The sequence below is a fragment of the Rhizobacter sp. Root1221 genome, assembly GCF_001425785.1.
In the GTDB taxonomy this organism is placed as follows: domain Bacteria; phylum Pseudomonadota; class Gammaproteobacteria; order Burkholderiales; family Burkholderiaceae_C; genus Rhizobacter.
Map to the genome: position 1 here is coordinate 25,659 of NZ_LMDI01000001.1, position 17,754 is coordinate 43,412.

The 17,754-nt window shown below is 65.0% G+C and carries 8 protein-coding genes; 6 read left to right on the plus strand and 2 right to left on the minus strand.

Annotated elements, in window-relative coordinates; genetic code table 11:
- Positions 1-58 precede the first annotated feature (58 nt).
- The 4 genes from ASC87_RS00105 (at position 59) to ASC87_RS00120 (ending at position 10,881) form a co-directional block, all read left to right on the plus strand.
- Entirely contained in the window at positions 59-2,251 is a 2,193-nt protein-coding gene (locus ASC87_RS00105; RefSeq protein ID WP_056654827.1) for a DEAD/DEAH box helicase, read from the plus strand.
- A 16-nt stretch (positions 2,252-2,267) separates the two neighbouring features.
- Entirely contained in the window at positions 2,268-4,388 is a 2,121-nt protein-coding gene (dinG, locus tag ASC87_RS00110; protein WP_056654828.1) for an ATP-dependent DNA helicase DinG, read from the plus strand.
- A gap of 347 nt (positions 4,389-4,735) precedes the next feature.
- Complete coding sequence (locus tag ASC87_RS00115) at positions 4,736-5,575, plus strand: DUF5677 domain-containing protein (RefSeq protein WP_056654831.1); 840 nt, start codon at positions 4,736-4,738, stop codon at positions 5,573-5,575.
- On the plus strand, positions 5,572-10,881 hold the full coding sequence (locus ASC87_RS00120) for a hypothetical protein (protein WP_056654832.1): 5,310 nt from the start codon (positions 5,572-5,574) through the stop codon (positions 10,879-10,881). Before ASC87_RS00115 ends, ASC87_RS00120 begins: the two co-directional genes overlap by 4 nt.
- Before the next feature lie 597 nt (positions 10,882-11,478).
- Here the strand turns inward: ASC87_RS00120 and ASC87_RS00125 are convergent.
- Positions 11,479-11,736: a hypothetical protein gene (locus ASC87_RS00125; RefSeq protein WP_056654834.1), complete on the minus strand. Its 258-nt coding sequence runs from the start codon at positions 11,734-11,736 to the stop codon at positions 11,479-11,481.
- Between the two features lie 778 nt (positions 11,737-12,514).
- On the opposite strand from ASC87_RS00125, the gene ASC87_RS00130 reads away from it, so the two are divergent.
- Positions 12,515-13,987: a hypothetical protein gene (locus tag ASC87_RS00130; protein WP_056654836.1), complete on the plus strand. Its 1,473-nt coding sequence runs from the start codon at positions 12,515-12,517 to the stop codon at positions 13,985-13,987.
- A gap of 79 nt (positions 13,988-14,066) precedes the next feature.
- The gene (locus ASC87_RS00135; protein WP_157603753.1) at positions 14,067-15,380 is read left to right on the plus strand and encodes a metallophosphoesterase family protein; all 1,314 of its coding nucleotides are present in this window, start codon (positions 14,067-14,069) and stop codon (positions 15,378-15,380) included.
- 350 nt (positions 15,381-15,730) lie between these two features.
- Here the strand turns inward: ASC87_RS00135 and ASC87_RS00140 are convergent, their stop codons facing one another.
- The gene (locus ASC87_RS00140) at positions 15,731-17,419 is read right to left on the minus strand and encodes an AIPR family protein (protein ID WP_056654838.1); all 1,689 of its coding nucleotides are present in this window, start codon (positions 17,417-17,419) and stop codon (positions 15,731-15,733) included.
- Positions 17,420-17,754 lie beyond the last annotated feature (335 nt).

The following is a 17,754-nucleotide window of genomic DNA, read 5'->3' on the forward strand; positions in this document are numbered from 1 at the left end:
ACGCGGGTTGATGAGTCGGGTCGTCGCGGGACGATGGCTCGGCAAGGACGACCCGACCATGACGCACACCATCTCTTCCGATGCAGCCCACCGCGGCCGCATACCGCTGCTCACGATCGAACAGTGCCGGCAGATCGCCGGCGAGTTCGACGGCACCACAACGACCATAGATCGCCTGCTGACCGAGTGGCGCGAGGTCGTGCCAGGTCTGAAGCGGCACAACATCGCCGCGGCAGCACGCCGCGGCGGGTACGAGACCAGCAAGGAACGCAAGGCGTGGACCGACGCGGAGGACCAGTTCCTGCGGGACAACTGGCACCGGCTTTCCGGCGACGAGATCGCGCAGCGCCTCGAGCGCACGTTCACTTCGGTCAACCTACGGCACAAGCGGCTCGGCATCGGCCGCTACGACGGCCACGAACTCACGATCCGCGATCTGGAGGTCCTGACCAAGCTCGACCATCGGCAGTGGCGCGATTTCATCGCGCGCGGGTGGCTCAAGGCGCGAAAGCGCCGGCGCCGGTGCGGCGCTGCGCCGATCACCTACGTCTCCATCACGGCGCTGCACGCGATGCTGCGCGAGCATCCCGAGATCTACGACTACCGCGGCGCGCCGAAGCGTGCGCGTGGCCTGCTGGAGCTCGATGCCCTGCCAGACGCACCGGCTTGGAAGCGGGTGGTGTGCAACTCGGATGCCTGGCAACCGGGGGTACGGCAGATGCCCGTCGGCAGGACCATGACCCATGGCGCGCCGGCCATGGCAGAGCGTCTGCAGCAGTTCAGGCTGCGGTCTTGCGCGACGATTGGCGGCACGTCGTACTGGAGCCCGCTGTACAGCCTGCCGATGTGCCCGCGGTGCGGTTGCCAGGTCTCGCGCTACTCGCCGGATGCGCTGTTCACCGACATGGATCCGGGCGATGACGAGGTCATCACGATCCAGGCGCGCAAGCTCGGCATGCAGTGGGCGTGGGGACAGTTGATCGATGCCGAGGGGCGTACTGTGAACGACCGCGATGTTCTGGCGGCGTTGTTCGACGGCACCCGGAGCGCTGGCCGTTCGCTCAAGGCCTTCGAGAAGCTGCTCGACGTCGGCCTGTCGTTGGCAGCGACGACTGCGGTGCCGGAGCAGGTAATGCTCGACAACATCCTGAAGCTCGAGCTGCGGCCCGACCAGGAGGAAGCGCTGCAGTCCTTCGTCGCCACCGGCGCGATGACCGCGGCGCATGCGATGAGCTTCGGCAAGAGCACGCTGGGCATGATGGCGATGACGCGCATTCCCGGCCGGCACCTGCTGATGGTGGACGCCCAACTGCTTCGAGACCAGTGGGTAGAGAAGCTGACGGCTCTGGCTCCCAACGTGGAAGTGGTCCGACGCGCCAAGCCGTCCATGCACGAAGTGCGCGTGTTCGACCGCACGGGCAGCTTGCGATCAGCCATCCACATCTACAGCTACCAGACGCGCGCCAAGCTCGACGGTCCGTGGGTGGTTGGCTGCTTCGACGAGGTCCACCGCCTGCCGGCCCGCCGGGCCCACCGCCATGCGTTCGTGCAGACGCAATACCGCATCGGCCTCTCGTCGACGCCGGACATGCGCTGCGATGGCCGGGGAGTGTTCGTCAGCAAGATGACCGGCGCGATCGTCGGTTCCGACTGGAACGAGCAAATGGACGGAGGCGTCGTGCCCCGCATCCCCGTCAAGGTGCTACTGGTGGACGACGTCGAGCACAAGCACGAGGTCGTGGGCACGCTGTTGCGGCAGCATAATTCCGTGGTCATTCTCTGCGAATCCATCGCGGACGGGGAGGAGCTTCGGATGCGGTATGGCATCCCGTTCATCAGCAGTCGCACGAAGGACAAGCTCCAGGTCCTCAGAGGTGCGAAGAGCGTGATCCTGTCGAGGGTCGGCGACGCCGGCATCAGCGTGCCGCACTGTGAGGTCACGGTGGACCACTCCGGGCTGTTCGGCTCGCGCATTCAGAGCCTTCAGCGGCTGGGTCGGCTGATGCACTCCCAGCGGGCGCTCTACCACTGCATCCTCATGACTCACGAGGAACGCTACGTGCGGTTTGCGGCCCGCGTGGAGGCGATCAAGGCCAAGGGCTTCCCGGTGGAGGAAGTTCGAGCGGAACGGCAGAGCGCGTCGGTACATCGACTGCTGTCCCCGGCCTTGCAGGCGAGGGTTTCAGCGCAAGAGAACCAGTTCCTCTCGCTCTTGGGCTGGCGGCGGGACGAGTTGAACCAGACGACCTGACCCGTAGTCTGGTCGCATGGTTCACGACGACGAGAAAGCGCAGATCCGGGAGGGCATGGATGCGTTGAAGCGAGGCATCGACGGCTTCCGGTCTCGCCGTCCGCAGTTGGAGATGGTGGCGACCGTCGCGACAACCCTGGGCCGGTGCCGCGGCGACGACGAGCCCGCCGGCGACGGGGACCACATCGCCGTGATCGAGGCTGGCACCGGGACAGGCAAGTCCTTTGGTGCGCTGGTGCCGGCGCTCGTGATGGCCCGATCGCGAGGGCGGCGATTGGTGGTTTCGAGCTCCACCGTCGCGTTGCAGCACCAGTATGCCGAGAAGGATGCGCCAACGCTGCAGCGCCTGCTTCCCATGGGGTTTACCTTCGCGGTGGCCAAGGGCCGCCGGCGCTACGCTTGCACCGCAAAGCTGCTCGGCGAAGCCTCGGATGCCGGCCAGCACGAACTCGACATGGACGACGATGCTGATCGCAACCCACCCGAGACCGCGGCCGTTCGGCGGCGCCGCACGATCATCCTTCAACTGGCCGAGTCGTTCGAGGCCGAACGCTGGAACGGGGATCGCGACGAACTCGCTGTCCCCGTGCCCGACGAGATCTGGTCGGATCTCACGACCGATCGGCAAGGCTGTTCGGGGAACCGATGTTCCGAGTTCGCTCGGTGTCCGTTCTACGCGGCCCGACAGCGCGTGAAGGACGCGGACGTCGTCATCGCGAACCACGACCTCGTGTTGTCTGCGCTATCGGTCGAGGCCGGTGGAGTCCTTCCGCTGCCGACGGAGACCGTCTACGTCTTCGATGAGGCGCACAGCCTGGCCGCCAAGGCCATCGAGCACATGTCGGCCAAGCATGCGCTTCGAGGCGCGCAGGAGTGGCTCCATGGCGCCGTTGAAGCGGTCCGTGACGCCGTCCTGGCGCTGCGCCTCGACGAGACGCTGCTGCGGGACGCGCAGTTGTCCGCGGTGACCGCGGCCGACGAGCTTGAGCAGCTTCGGCTGCGCATCCACGCGATGCGAGCGTTCGAGGACAAGCGCGCGCGGCGCTTCAAGAACGGCAAGCTGCCCGAGTGGATGCGCGCGAGCGGAGAACGGGTCCGCGAAGCCGGTCGAGGCCTCGAGAAGACGTTCGTAGCGCTACGCGAGGCCATGCTGGAGCGCGCGCCGTCCGAGGGCAGCCTGGTCACCCGCGTTCTCGGCGCTCTGGGCTTCTACGTGGGGAAGTTGGAGAACTTCCTCGCCACCTGGGACCTGATGTTGGAGGAGGAAGGCGAGGGCGAGATCCCGGTCGCTCGCTGGGTCGAGCTGCACGACGAGGGCGGGGTGAAAGACTACCTCGTGTGTGCGGCGCCGATCGGCGGCAGCGAGCGGCTTCGCAAGCTACTGTGGAACCGCGCCAGCGCGGTCGTGCTGATGTCGGCAACGCTGACCTCCTGCGGGAGCTTCGACCTCTTCCTGAACCAGACAGGCTTGACTGTCTATCGCGGGCTCCACTTCCTGCAGGTCGAGTCGCCATTCAACTACCGAGCGAATGCCAAGCTGGTCATCCCGGCGATGAAGTGCGACCCGACCGACGTACAGGCGCACACCGACGAGGTCATCGAGCGCATGCCGCAGCTCGTGCACAACCAAGGCACCCTGGTGCTCTTTGCCTCGGCCAAGCAGATGAAGGCCGTCTTTGCCGGACTCCCAGAGCCACTGCGGCGAATCAGTCTGGTGCAAGGCACCATGCCGAAGATGGAGATGCTGGCGCGCCACCGAGCGGCCATTGATCGGGGCGACAGGTCGGTGCTGTTCGGCCTCCAGAGCATGGCCGAGGGTGTGGACCTGCCGGGAGACTACTGCACGCACGTCGTCTGGGCCAAGCTCCCATTCTCTGTGCCGGACTCACCACTGGAGGAGGCACGGCGGGAGTGGATCGAAGGGCAGGGCCGATCCTACTTCATGGAAGTGACCGTGCCGGAGACTGCGCAGCGCTTCAAGCAAGGCCTGGGACGTTTGATCCGGACTACCGAGGATCGGGGTGTGGTGACAGTGCTTGACAGCCGCCTGATCACCAAGCGTTGGGGATCGTTGCTGATGCGCGGCATTCCCGACTTCGAGCGCGTGATGGAGCGGCCGTCGCGCATACCGCTGTAGAACGCCTTTCCACTGGTCTAGCGCGCGGCGTCAGAGCTTTGCGCTGACACAGGCCGTATAGCTGGCCCCGCTCATTAAGCGGCCAGCCATGCGCAACGGCTGGGTACCTTCAGTCGGCCACAAGTAGCTACCGACGAATGATCGTTGTCGGGCCGACCGGCCGACAGCTCGAGGGACTTCACACCGCTACTGGGGGGCGCTTGAACACCGAGTCGACGGACTTTCGCCAGGGGCCGAGTGCCGTGCCCCTGCATGCCTCTTTGGCGCTTTCGCCGCCGGTTCCATGCCTGTTGATTACTCCTGAGCAACAGGCCAAGAAAGACGTCGGCAGGTCGCATGGAACGATAATGGTGCAAATCCTTGAGAGCAAGGGGAAAGGAGAGTGCCGTGCCGATCCCGATCAACCGTCCCGGCCGCCGCGCCTGCGGCGCAAGATCATGAACACCTTCGCGGCGCTCGGGTTCCTGTCGACCGACGTCGAGCACGAGCGGCGGGCACTACGCAAGCGGTACTCGGCCGAGTTCGCTCAGGTCGAGGCACTGACCGAGCAGGCTATGGCCGAGTTGCAGGCGGTCAGCGGTGCGTCCATCCAGGAGTACCTGCTTGGCCTCGGCTACTGGCTGCGCTGCCTCGAAGGCTGCCAGGGCGCGGTGCTGCTCATCGAGCGCGGCCTGCCGAGCGCGCCGTTCCCGGTCCTGCGCACGGCTTTCGAGTGCCTCTTCTTTGCCTGTGCGCTGTGGCGGAGGCCGGCGCTTATGGCAAAGCTTCAGGCCGGCCACGACGTGGAGCGCATCAAGCAGGCGCGAACGATGATCGCCGCCGGCGCAGCGTCGCGCGTGCCGCCGGACCGACTTGCCGAGTTGCAGGCGATCGCCGCGGAGGCGTATCCGTCCGGTACTGGGCTCACGGCCTTCGAAGCCGCTGGCGCTGCCGATCTCGCCCTCGACTACGAGACCGCCTATCGAGGATTGGGCATCGCCGGCGCCCACGCATCGCTGCGCAGCCTCGATGACTACTTCGTCGCGCAGCCGGATGGTTCGTTCGATCTCGGCTTCGAGCCCAGCTCGAAGCGGACGGCTTGGCTGCTCGGCCTGGTGACCACCTGCCTGCGCGGAGGGATTGAGCGTCACCGCGAGGCGCACTCGCGCAGGTCGGACGCCTCCACGCCGCCGGGCCCCTCGCGATGACGAGCAAGGGCAAGGAACAGACCAAGGCCAAGCCGACGCGCAACAGAAAGAGCGTGGTCGGGCGGGCAAGCGCCGCGACCAAGCGCGAGCGCAAACCGCGCCGCGTCGATGAGGCGCCCGCGATCGCCAGCCCGGCCGCCGCGGGGCCGGCCGGCCCCCGGCTGGAGGGGCACGTCGGTGCACAGTATCTGCTGCCGCTGCTATCGGGCGGTGAAGCCCGTGGACTGCCGGGCGTCGTAATCACGCGCGTTGCGTTCCAGCGTGCCGGCCTTGGCCACCCGATGGACGACCTCATCGTCACCGGGCACGACAGCCAAGGCGCGCCGGCCACCCTCGAATTGCAGGCGAAGCGAACGATCGCTTTCACCGCGGGCGACAGCGTGTTCGTTGACGTGGCCGCGCTGGCCTGCCGCGCGGCGGCCAAGCCCGAGTTCGAGACGACGCGATACGAACTCGCGGTGGCGATCGCGCGCACGTCCACCAAGATCGAGCAGCACGTCCAGGACGTGCTGACGTGGGCGCGCCAGTACCAGAATCCTGAGGACTTCTTCCGGCGTCTGAACCAAGCCGGCACCGCCCATCAGGGCATGCGTGACTTTGTCGAAGCTTTCCGAGGTCACATGCGCACGGCTGGCGCGCTGCACGACGACGCGGCCGTGTGGCGGCTGCTGCGACGCTTCCAGGTCCTCGCGTTCGACTTCGAGCAGCCTGGTTCGATGTGCGCGCTGTATGCACGTGAGCGCTGTGCCGCGCTGCTCGCTCCACAGGAAGTGGGCCGCGCGGGCCAGCTCTGGGACTCGTTGCAGCAGATCGCCTTGGAGGTCGATGCCGTCGGCGGGGACCTGGACGCCACGGCGCTGCGTGAGCGAATTGTTGGCGGGCTCCGCTACCGGCTCACCGGCGACCGGCGCTTGCATGTCGCACGCGACCGGCTCGCGGAGGCTGCGGAGAACACGCTGGCCACCATCGGCACGCGCGTCCACGGCGTGCCGCTCGACCGTGGAAACCGCGTGGCCGCAGCACTGTCTTCGTTCGAGCAGGGCAGGTACCTCGAGATTCGTGGTGCCGGCGGCGTCGGCAAGTCGGGAGTCCTGAAAGATCTCGCACAGCATCTCGGCGTTGAGGCCCGCGTCGTCGTCGTCGCACCGCATCGCATTCCGGGAGGAGGGTGGGCGGTGCTGCAAGCGCAGCTCGGTTGCGACGCGAACGCCCGTGAACTTCTGACCGATCTGGCGGGCGACGGTGGGGCAACGCTGTTCATCGACGGCCTCGACCGCTTCGATGATCCCGGCCAGCGAGCCACCGTCTCGGACCTGATCTGTGCGGCAGCGCAGGTGCGCGGGTTCCGGGTGGTGGTGACGGCGCGGCTGGACTTCGACGCCGACGCGCGCGCGTGGCTGCCGACACTGGCGCTGCAGGAACTCGGCGAAGCGCCACCGTTGGTCATCGATGAGCTCAGCGATGACGAGGTGAGTTGGCTTGCGAACGCCGACCCTGCGCTAGCCGCGCTCCTGCGGCCCGGACATCCCGCCGAGAAACTGGCGCGCAACCTCTACCGCCTGAATCGGCTCGTGCGCAGCGCGGCAGCCGAGGGCGCCGCGCCGTTCAGCGAAGCGCAGATGGCCCTGCAGTGGTGGACCTCGGGCGACGCTGTTGACGCCACAGGTCGCCTGGATCGGCGTCGCGTGCTTCGGGCATTGGCCGTGCATTCGCTGCTGGCCTCGTCGGCGCCGATGGACAGCAGCGCCTTGTCGGCGGAGGCGATCGCTGCACTGACCGAGAGCGGTTCGCTGCGAGCGGTCAGTTCGGTCCGCGTCGAGCCCACGCACGACGTGCTGCGTGATTGGGCGATCGGATGCCTCCTCTATGAAGAGCCCGGGCATTTCGCTGCGTTCGCGCTGGAGAGCCCGGCGCCGATGCGCCTGGTGCGCGGTGTGGAGCTGGCTGCGCGGTTGCACGCGGAGTCCGGCAACGATGCGGCGGCATGGCGAGCACTGCTTGATCGAGTGAGCCTGCCCGGCGCACACGGCTCGTGGCGTCGCGCTGTGCTGCTCGCCCTCGCTCGTTCGGAGCGCGCGCAAGAAGCGCTTTATCGTTGCTTGCCGACCCTGGCCGCCGACGACGCAGAACTGCTTTCGGACCTCGTCCGTGCGGCCATCACCGTCGACTCCCAGCCAGCTGCGCCGCTCTGGGCGGCGCTCGGTGCCGACACGAGCAAGCTCACCGATGACTTCGTCGCGCCGCGCGGACCGGCATGGTTCAACCTGATTGCCTGGTCGCTTGCCATCGGGGACCGCCTGCATGACGGCGCCGTGCCGCAGTTCGTCGATCTCTACGGCCGCTGGTGCAGCGCGTTTGCGGGGCAGGACGCGTTGTCACCTCTGCTGGTAGCGCGCCTGCATGCCTGGCTGGTCGAGGTCGAGGCGAAGAACCACCCGAAGGCGTCGGGCTTCCAAGCGTGGATGGCCGCCAAGGAAGCGCCCGGGTTGTCGATGACGACAGCGCAGGAGAGTGAGCTGCGAACGGTCTTTCTCCTGTGGTGCAAGCTCCGCCCGGCCGACGCAGAGGCGTACCTGCGCGGGGTGGCTGCCCATCCGCATCGGCACGTTCTGTTCCGCCAGCTGTTGTCGTTCGTTGGCACCGCGCCCTATGCGGCGCCGCAGGCTGTGGCAGACCTGTTCCTGCAGGCACTGCCCGAAGGGGACTCTGAAGAAGACGATCGGCGCTCGCGGATGCGAGATGCCTTCGTGGCATGGGACCTGGAGTACTTCCCCGCGTCGCCGGCGCGCGCGCCGTTCCTCGATCTGCTGCAGGCGAACAAGGAGCAGGGGCTGCGGCTGGTGCACGGCATTGTCGCGCATGCCGTGCGACGGCGCTCTCGCGGCCGCGAGCCAGGCGACAGCCGCATCGAGGTTCTGCTTCACAGCGGGCCGCGCTCGTTCCCCTGGCGCCAGTCCTACACGTGGTCTCGCGCCCAGGACAGCCACATCGTCGCGTCGGCTCTGATGGCCTTGGAAGCGTGGGCGCATCTGCGCATCGAGCGCGGGGAGCCCGTGCAGGATGTGATCGATGACGTGCTGGGCCCTGAAGGATACCCCGCGGCCTACCTGCTTGTTGCGGTCGACGTGATGCTGTCGCACTGGCCCAAGTCGCGAGAGTGCCTGTGGCCGTTCGCGGCATCGGCCGAGTTGCTGGCGCTGGATCGTCAGCGGATTGCCAACGACAAGGTGAACGGCAACGGCATCTTCACCGCCTGGGTGCACCCCGAGCCGGCCGGGGCGGTCAGGCTGGATAATCTGCGGCGTCGACTTTCGCGCCGCACGGCGCTCGATGCCGTGCTCTTCGAATTCGGGTTGCACGGACCCGCAGATATGCGCGAAGCAATGCGACAGGCGCTGCGGGGCGAAGCGGCACGAATCGGAGCGCCGGATGCTGAGAGCCGCGGCATGGCCGATCCGAGATTTGCCGCGATGAGCGCGTTGAATCGGCTCGATGCAGCGAACTATGTGCCCGCGGGCGCGGACGAGGGTGGCCAACCAATCATCGAGTATGTGCCCCCCGCCGACGAAGCGCGGCTCGTCGCCGAGTTCCGGGAGAAGGCGCAGCGCGGTGGCGCGGAAGTTGCGATTCGCGGGCAACTCATGCAAGCCCTCACCGAACCGTGCTGTCCGGCGCAACTTCTCGAGCAGGGCTTGCGTTGGGCGACAGGCGACGCGTCAGTGTCGCAGGGTGCGGATAAGGACGAGCAGGGCTGGATCGAGCGCACCCGGTTCACCGTCGCCGCGCTGGTGATGCGCGATGGCTCCCCGGAGGTGAAAGCGGCACATGGCGAGTGGGCACGGGCACAACTAACCCAAGCCGTGATGCGCGAATCAGACGACAGAGGGTTCGCGCAGCAGTTGCCGTGCAACTCAGCCGCGATCGCGGCGGTCGGGTTCCTGGCGGCATACCGCGACGATCGAGCACATGCCGATTTGCGGAGCCTGCTTCAGCTGGCCGCTAGGCGGGATACCGGCATGGCATCGGTGCTGCGCGCAGAACTAGCTGCAAGGCATTCATTGCGCCCCGAGCTCGAACTGTCGTTGGTTCGCCTCGGCTTGGCATCCGCCATCTATGCCGTGCCGCAACGCGACGACGATGACTCCGGCAGCATTGACGACTATCGAGCACGAAAGCAAGCGCTAGAGGAGGCGCGCAAGAAGGCCGAGAATGCGAGGCTGCAGGGCGCGGTGGAAGAAGAACTGCGCTGGCTCGCCGGCGAAGGTCGGGAGCCGGGCTGGCCTGCGCTTCCCGACCCGAACCCGCCCAAGGAGCGACACGCCATCTCACTGGGCAAGCCGCGGCAGAGGCCGAAACGCCGACCCGTGCCGCCCCGCGAGTTCGGGCTAGATGCGGCGACAGCGGCCCAATGGTTGTCGCTTGCGGTCGAACTGTGGCGCGCGGCTCGCTCCGAATTGCTGGGGGCGCTGGTGGGGCATTGCTGGCACTGGACCGCCGGCGCGAATGGCGTGGATTGTGGGCTCGATGAGGAGCCCGGCGAAATCGCGTTCGAATGGAACGATGCCTATTTCGTGGCCGCGCTCGCAGCCGCGCTCGCAGCCGGGGACGCGGGCATTGAGGAGTACGTGCTCCAGCCCCTCGCTCAATTGCCGGAAGAGCGATTCCTCAATGCCGCCGACGCCGTGCTGCATGAGCTGGATCGACTGTGGCTGAACGGCGGCGTGGTGTCCGACAGCACGGCCGTGTCGATCCGCGAGGCGCTGGCGAAGCGACTCGTGGCGACCAGGGCATGGCGCCGCTTGGCGTCCGAGCGCTCCTCTGGAATCGGCATTCACGTTGCCGGAGCGGTCGCCGCGATGTTCATGGGACGGCATGAGATGGGGCGAGGGTCCCGCTGCTATGTGCTTCCCCCTGGAGCGGCGCGTGTTGATTTTCTCCTGCCAATGCTCACGCCATTGGCCGAGCAGGCAGCCGGGTCCGCGTTCGTCGGCATGGCGTTCCTCGGACTGCTGGAGGTGGAGCCGCACGCGGAGCGGCTGATGTTCATGGCCCGTGCGGTGGCGGCGTGGTGGCGGGTGCAGGGCGCGAATGCCGAGTTCTGGAGCGACCAAGGGATCGGGCGGCGCCTGTGCGATTGGATCGATAAGGCGTTACTTGCTGCGCCTGTCTCGCCGGCGGTACTTGACAGCGCGGAACTCACCTCGATCGTGGACACCTTGCTGCAATGCGGTACGCCGTTGGCGAGGGCGCTCGAGGAGCGCCTCGCAGACTGCCGAAAGGGATACTGCGACCAGTCCCGGCGCTGACCGTTGCGCTCGCAAGCTTGGTCCCTCGCACTTCATGCGGATGGGCCGCGGCCGCGGCTTGAAGGTGAATTTCAGGGGCGGCATTTGGGTCCGACTGGCGGCTTTGCGGCCGCTGGATCAGTACAGTGGATGTCGCTTGTGGGTCGTCAACGACCGCCGAAGCTACCATCCCGACCGACAGCATTGCGGCTCTGAGCAGCCCGTCAAAACGCGGGCGACGGCTATGTGATCATCACCTGCCGCTCGAGCGCGTTGGACAGCCTACTCTTGCCGGCCTAGAGCAGTCGGCAACGAAGGGCCGCTCTCCTGCGTTCCGGTTCTTCCTCGTGGGTCTGCTGCCCTCAGATCTGGATCTTGATCCATCGTTCAACGCGCCCCAGATAACGGGAACTGTCGTGGTGACTTCGGCAAAAAAAAATGAGGTGGCCCAGGGAGAGCCACCTCAAAGGAGGCGATGGATCTCGGCGCACGTTGCGCTTGTTGTTCGGAATTCAGAGGGTCAAAGCCTCTCCGCTAGCTCTTACTGCTCAAGTGGGGATTGGATGCGAGAACCCAGGTGGGACAGCTTTGGATTTCGCCTTCGTCCCGCCGGAGATCTCAACAGATCACCAGCAGCAGGACGGACAAGAGAATCGCACCGACAACCTTGATTGCCAGGTGCCACGTCATGGCGTGGATGGCAACATTCGTGACGTGCTTGATCGCATCGACGATCGCTAGTAGGACTTCTGTCCAGGGCGGTCGTCGCTCGGTGGGCCTCATTGCACGCTCGCCGATGGGGCGCGCAGGTGAGAAATGGATCTCCGAGTTCGAGATGTAGAGGTTGATTGCAACTTCGCCACCATCTTTCAGCATGGGGTGGCGCGCGCTTTTAACGTGGCCAGTACGGCGTGCTTGCGTCCGTACAGGCCTCTGACTGTGAGAGCGCTTCTTGCGCTTCGAGGACATTCTCTTTGGCTTCGAAGCTGATCTCTGTTTTCGTTTCATGGGAATCTTCCTTTCGGGCTGTGCCGGGTTCGGAGGGTGAAGGAAGGGCGGAATTTCGCACTGCCTGTCAGCCGGTCCAACCGAAGGGGACGGTCGAGGGAGACACCGCGCGCGCAGGGGCCCATGACGCAGCAAAGCGTCACTCCCTGCAACAGGCTAAGTTGTGAAAGAGCGGGTGCGTCTTGCCGAGCCCGAAGGCGCGACACGCGCGCCAAAGGCGCCGTTGATGAACCTGTGGGCTCGCCAATGTGTCGAATTGTGCGCCTACTGCGCCCTTCGCGGACTGACCGGCGTCGGTTTAGTCAAGTACTCGGGTCGAACAGCTTTGTGGCGCCAATACACGCGAGTCGAAAGACCGCTTGGGTTCGGACAACATTCGACCTCGCTCGCCCACTGACCGCTGTCCGTTAGGTTGCCGACCGGCTAGAGGGCACCGCAGTTGCTGTGCGATCCAGCCTCATTGACCATTGCGCTGCCCGCCAAGGCCTCACGCAAGTGGGCAGTAGGCCGGTCGCAACAGCTGGCGCGCGGCGGTTAGAGAGCGCGTTGGGTGCGCCAGCGCGAAGCCGAGACGCAGGGTTGATGCGGGCGACGCCAGTGAAATCATGAGTGCTCCACACCGGCAACGGCACGAAGGAGCCTCTAGATGGTTGCGACCACGATTTGGAAGGACGCGAATGGCACGAACGGGCGCGCGCTCGCGACGGGGCCGGGCGGCGGTGCCCTGATCACACCGACGTTGCTGGGGCGGACCGCACCCCGCATCCCGATCGGCGGCCGCATCCGCGCCGGCATCAAGGTCCTGACGCGCAAGGCCATCGAGGTCGCGGAGGCCAAGCGGATCTACGACGAAGGCGTGGCGCAAGGCCGCGGCTTCGAGACGATCGAGCGCGACATCGTCGCGAAGTGCGACGGATTGAGCAATCCACTCACGCCGAAGAACGTCCCGTACTTCACGGTGCGTGGCGAGGACTTCCCCAATCCCGAGATCGCGCGCCAGATCATGGACCTGTACGCGGAGGACCGCGGCGACGGCGTGCGGTGCCTCTACCGCTTTCCCGTGATCTTCCCGGCCGACGCGTGGCAGAACGTGATGCCGCATGAACTGGTCACCTGGACCGCCAGCGAGCGTAGGTTCTGGTCCGAATACTCGGAGGACGGCCAGACGCGCTACTGCATGACCCACCAGCCCATCCCGGTGAGCAACGGCCAGCGCACGATCCGCATCTTCGGTGGACGCAAGTCCATGCCGCGGCCGGAGAACAACGGCCTGTGCGAGCCCGAGGCGTGCCCCGAGTACCAGTCGAAGAAGTGCAACCTCTCGGGACGCTTCATTTTCTTCATCCCGGGCATCAGGACGCTGGATGCGTTCGATCTGCCGACCAACAGCTTCTACGCGATGCAGTCCGCGATCGAGAAGTTCCAGGCCATCGGCTTCATGCGCGGCGGGCGGATCTCCGGCTTCCTCGACGGCAAGCGCACGCCGTTTTTCATCACCAAGCGGCTGGTCGAGGTTTCCCGCATCGGCGACGACGGCAGGCCGACGCGCGTCTCGCAGTGGCTGATCGAGCTGGAGGCGCCGGCGGACGTCACTGCGCTGCTGCGCCCCGACGACGGCCTGGAGGCGCTAGAGCAGCGGGCTGCAGAGGCGACGGCGCTGCTCGAGGGGCGACCGACATCGGATCCCAAGGTCAGCGAGGACGGCGTGATCGACATGGACGAGCCGGCGAGCAAGGGCTCGGATGCAGGAAGCAGGTCTGCGATGCCCGAGGCGGCGACGGCCCCGCGGGCGGCACGCGCGGCCTCGGACGCGCGGCAGGCCAGTGAGCCACACGCGAGGTGTACTGCGAGCCCAACTGAGGCGCCCGCGGCCGCCAAGCAGTCCGTCGCGGGCGCCAAGGTGGTAGCGCAAGCCGATGTCGCGTGGATCCTCGACGCCGCCGTGGCCCTGGGAGTCCCCGCGGATCGCTTCGAGCAGTACGCCGAGAAGCGCTGGGGCAAGGGCTGGAAGCTGGCCACGGGCGGGCGCAAGCGTGCGCTCGACGAGGTGACCGCGTTCGCGGACGACGCGGGCGGCTTCCAGGAGAAGGTGAAGGCCGAGCTCGAAGTGTTCAGCTGAGCCGTTGAGAGCAACGTCACCGGCGGGATCCTTACTCAGCCGGCGGCATCCCGAGCATCCCATCACGAAAGGACGAACCATGATTCGAATCGGTCACTTCTCCGACCTTCACTACAGCGCCAAGAACCTCGAGGAGGCCGACCGCTGCTTCGGCTTCGCGGTCAACGAGGCGATCCGCCGCGGCATCGACGTCGCGGTGCTGTCAGGCGACGCGACGGACCACGCGCTGGAAATGCATAACCCGGCCGTTGAGCGGCTGGAGCGCCAAGTCGCCAGGCTGGCCGACCACTGCCCGGTGCTGATGCTGCAGGGTACGTTCTCGCACGAGCCACCCGGCACGCTGGCCACCTTCGGCATGCTGCGCGGTCGGTGGCCCATCAAGGTGGTCCAGCGCATCTGCCAGCTTGCCCTGCTCGACGACGGCAGTTGGGCCGAAAGCGAGGGCTGGCGATTCGATACGGTCCCCGCAGTCCGCGCGCTTTTCACCTGCGTGCCCACCGTGAACAAGGCCAACGTCGCGGCCGCGGTGGGCGCGGCGGACGCGGCGATCGCCCACGGCGAGGAACTCACGGCGCTGCTGGCGGGCTACGCGCCCGTCAACGGCGCTGCGCGGCAGTCGCTGATCCCGACGATCGCGGTGTCGCACGGCACGGTGAACGGCTGCGTCACAGAGCACGGCGTGCCGATGGCCGGCTTCGATCACGAGTTCACCACTGGGTCGCTATTCAGCGCTGGCGCGCAAGCGTTCCTGCTAGGTCACATCCACCGCCACCAGAGCTGGGAGGATGGCGGGCGGCTCGTGGCGTATGCCGGCTCCATCGGGCGCTTCCACCACGGCGAGATCGGCGACAAGGGGTTCCTGTTGTGGGATGTCGGCGCGTCCCTCGCCCGGTGCGAGTTGGTGGCCACGCCGGCACGCCGGACGCTGGACCTCGTCTTCGAGGGAGTGCCTGACCTGGCGCAGATCACGGTCGCGGTCGAGGCGCAGGCCATCGCGGGTGCCCACGTGCGCGTGCGCTGGACCGTCGCGGATGAGGACAGGCACCAAGTGGACCGCGAGGCGATCCGGCGGGCGCTGAATGGGGCGGCTGACATCCAGCTCGAAGGTCGCGTGGTGCCGATCGTGCGCAGCCGGGCAGCGGGAATCTCCAAGAGCGCGAGCCTGGCGGACAAGGTTCGCGCCTGGTGCAAGGTGGCCGGGGTGAAGGCGGAACCACTGCTTGACTGCATCACGGAATTGGATTGCCACGACCCAAGCTTCATCGCCGCGAACGTCTTGGCGATGCGGGCACCTTTGTCTGCGATCGAGCAACGCGTTTGCATGGACCTCGACCAGCAACTGCCGCCTGCATCCGAGCGCGGCGGCGCGACCGCGGCGCTGGAACTCTTCTGACCTGAGACGGAGGCACACGGGGCGGCACTGCCCGGTTGCGCGCCTGATTTCCGACCGATACAGGTCGTGGACCCAGCACTGCCAGCACCGTGGGCAAGCCGCACCCGACCTGCTGCCGGTCGCAGCTTCAGGGCAAGCGAGCGCTGCTACACAGGAGCCGCCCGCGTTTCCGAAGGGCTGCTGAGAACCGCACTGCTGTCGGCCGGGATGGCAGCTTCGGCGGCCATTGACGACCCTTTGCGGTCGCTCGCGTTGCTTCTCAAGCGATCGCTAAGGCGCGGTGGCGCTCGTTGGCCATTGAGGCAGCCGCCGGACCCGCCCAGAGCGAACTTCGGCCTGTCGAACAAATGTCACTTTGCCGAAGCTAGTTCAGCACACAGCACATCAATCGGATCGGCCTTCTTGCGCATCACATCCTTGGAGTACTGTGCGACCAACTTCGCCGACAACTTCTTGCACCATGTTGGACTCTTTAGTTCGTTCTTGTAGTCGAACGCTTCCCCTTCATCGCCAACAACCTCGGCGTTTAGGTCGAGCGCAAGCGACTTTGCCAAGCTCTCGATGATCTCTAGAAGTTCATTCATTTTTTTCGACGCGATGATCTTCTCCATGTTCTGAAGCATCGCCACACCTACCGAATCAGTTCGAAGAAGGCTGACGACTGCATAAGCCAAGAAGTACTTCGTCAAGTTGTAATATGCAAATTGCTTGTTGTCGATCGCCTCAAGCGCCGACTCAATAGTCTTGAAAATTTCCCAATATCCAAAGATTCGGGCGCCCGTCACATCAGGCCTGCCGAATATTTGAGAGTGGAGTTCATCCATTACTTTGTACTTCTGATGACAGCTCCACGGCTGCGCCAAATCCATTGCAAGCAGGATCAGTCCTGCAGACTCGTTGCTCAGTACGGATTTACCCTTGTTGGCCTCGCCTTGCTTGATCTCATAGGCGACAGAGTCCTCGCTGACCGCGGCAACCTCAGCCTGCAGGCGCTGCTGAATCTTGTGGTTGGACTTCAGATCCCGCGCCTTGATTGCATTCTGGTTGTTGCTGTTGGTCGTGATCGCCTGGGAAAGAGGCGTGTTGCCCTTTGTTTCGATGAGCTTTACAAGAATCTTTAGGTCCTCGGTGATTTTCGATTTCTCCGCCATCAACGATGTGAGGCTTTGAGCACCGTTGACCACAACATAGTCCTCAACCTCAATTCGCTCCTCCGTTTCGGAGGTGATCTTCCTGCAAAGAACGTTGATACCATTGTGGTACAGCGGAAAATTCTTATGCTCACCCTTATCCTTGATGCTTGCCCTCAGCCCCTTGTTGACTTTAGTGTTGCCTAGGGCAAATCGTACGTTTTGCTCGAAGAGTCGACCATCGATGATCCCATCCATCTTTAGGAGGTTCAGGGCCGGCGCCAGAAAGATCCTGGCAGCTGCACCGCCAGCGTCGTATTCGATGACATCTGTGTCCGAGACATCGAAGTAATAGACGTCCTTGATACCGCCATCGACATTGAGATCGACGTAATCTCTTGCGATTGCGTCTGCGTCATAAAGCTCGATGTTCGATAACTTGGTCAGAATTGCCTTTGCGTCATCGTTTGCTCGGGCATTGCTAATGAAGATGCCACGTACGTCGTACGCATCGACTTTTGCTGCCAGTCCGGTTCTTAGAATCGTCTGCTTCAGCTTTTCGTTCTTTGTCTCCGCGAGAACTTCGGCGATCTTCTCCTTGCTATCGAACTGCTGAAGAGTCCCGAAGAACTCTTTCAAATCGGTATCGCCAAACTCAGCGCCGTCCTTGGTCTTCGTTTTCGCTTGGACGATGAAAACGACTTCAGAAACATCGTCGACATAGATGGCATCCACGCCCTTGTCATGCTTTGCATCCACGCAAGCATCATCAGCGTCTATCTCCTCCAGTCGATAGATGTGCTCCAAAAACCATCTGATGAAGCGACCTGAGAAATCTGGGGCTCGTTTCTCATATGCCTTGAGATGGTGTTCGGAAAATGCGTTGTGATTGAGATCGACGGCCTTCATCAGTCATCCTTGTTGGCGAGTCATTGATTCTGCAGCAGCGCCACCCGTGTGTCGCGGCTAATTAAGTCAGGGAAGGGCACAGTTCGGGTTGGCTGCTGCTGTCGCGGAGACGATGAAGGGCAGCAAGGAGTACGCAGGGGTTCGTCCCACCGCTGCCAATGGCCGCAGCTGGCCGAAACCAACGGCCAATTCGACCCAGAGGAGGCCGCCGGAAGGCGCCGAGCAGACGTTCAGGCATCATTGAGTCCAAGTTCGCACCGACCGTTGCGCAACGCGGCTCGATCACCCGAGTTCGACACCAACCGACGCAAGTGGTTGATTTGCTTGAAGTGGCG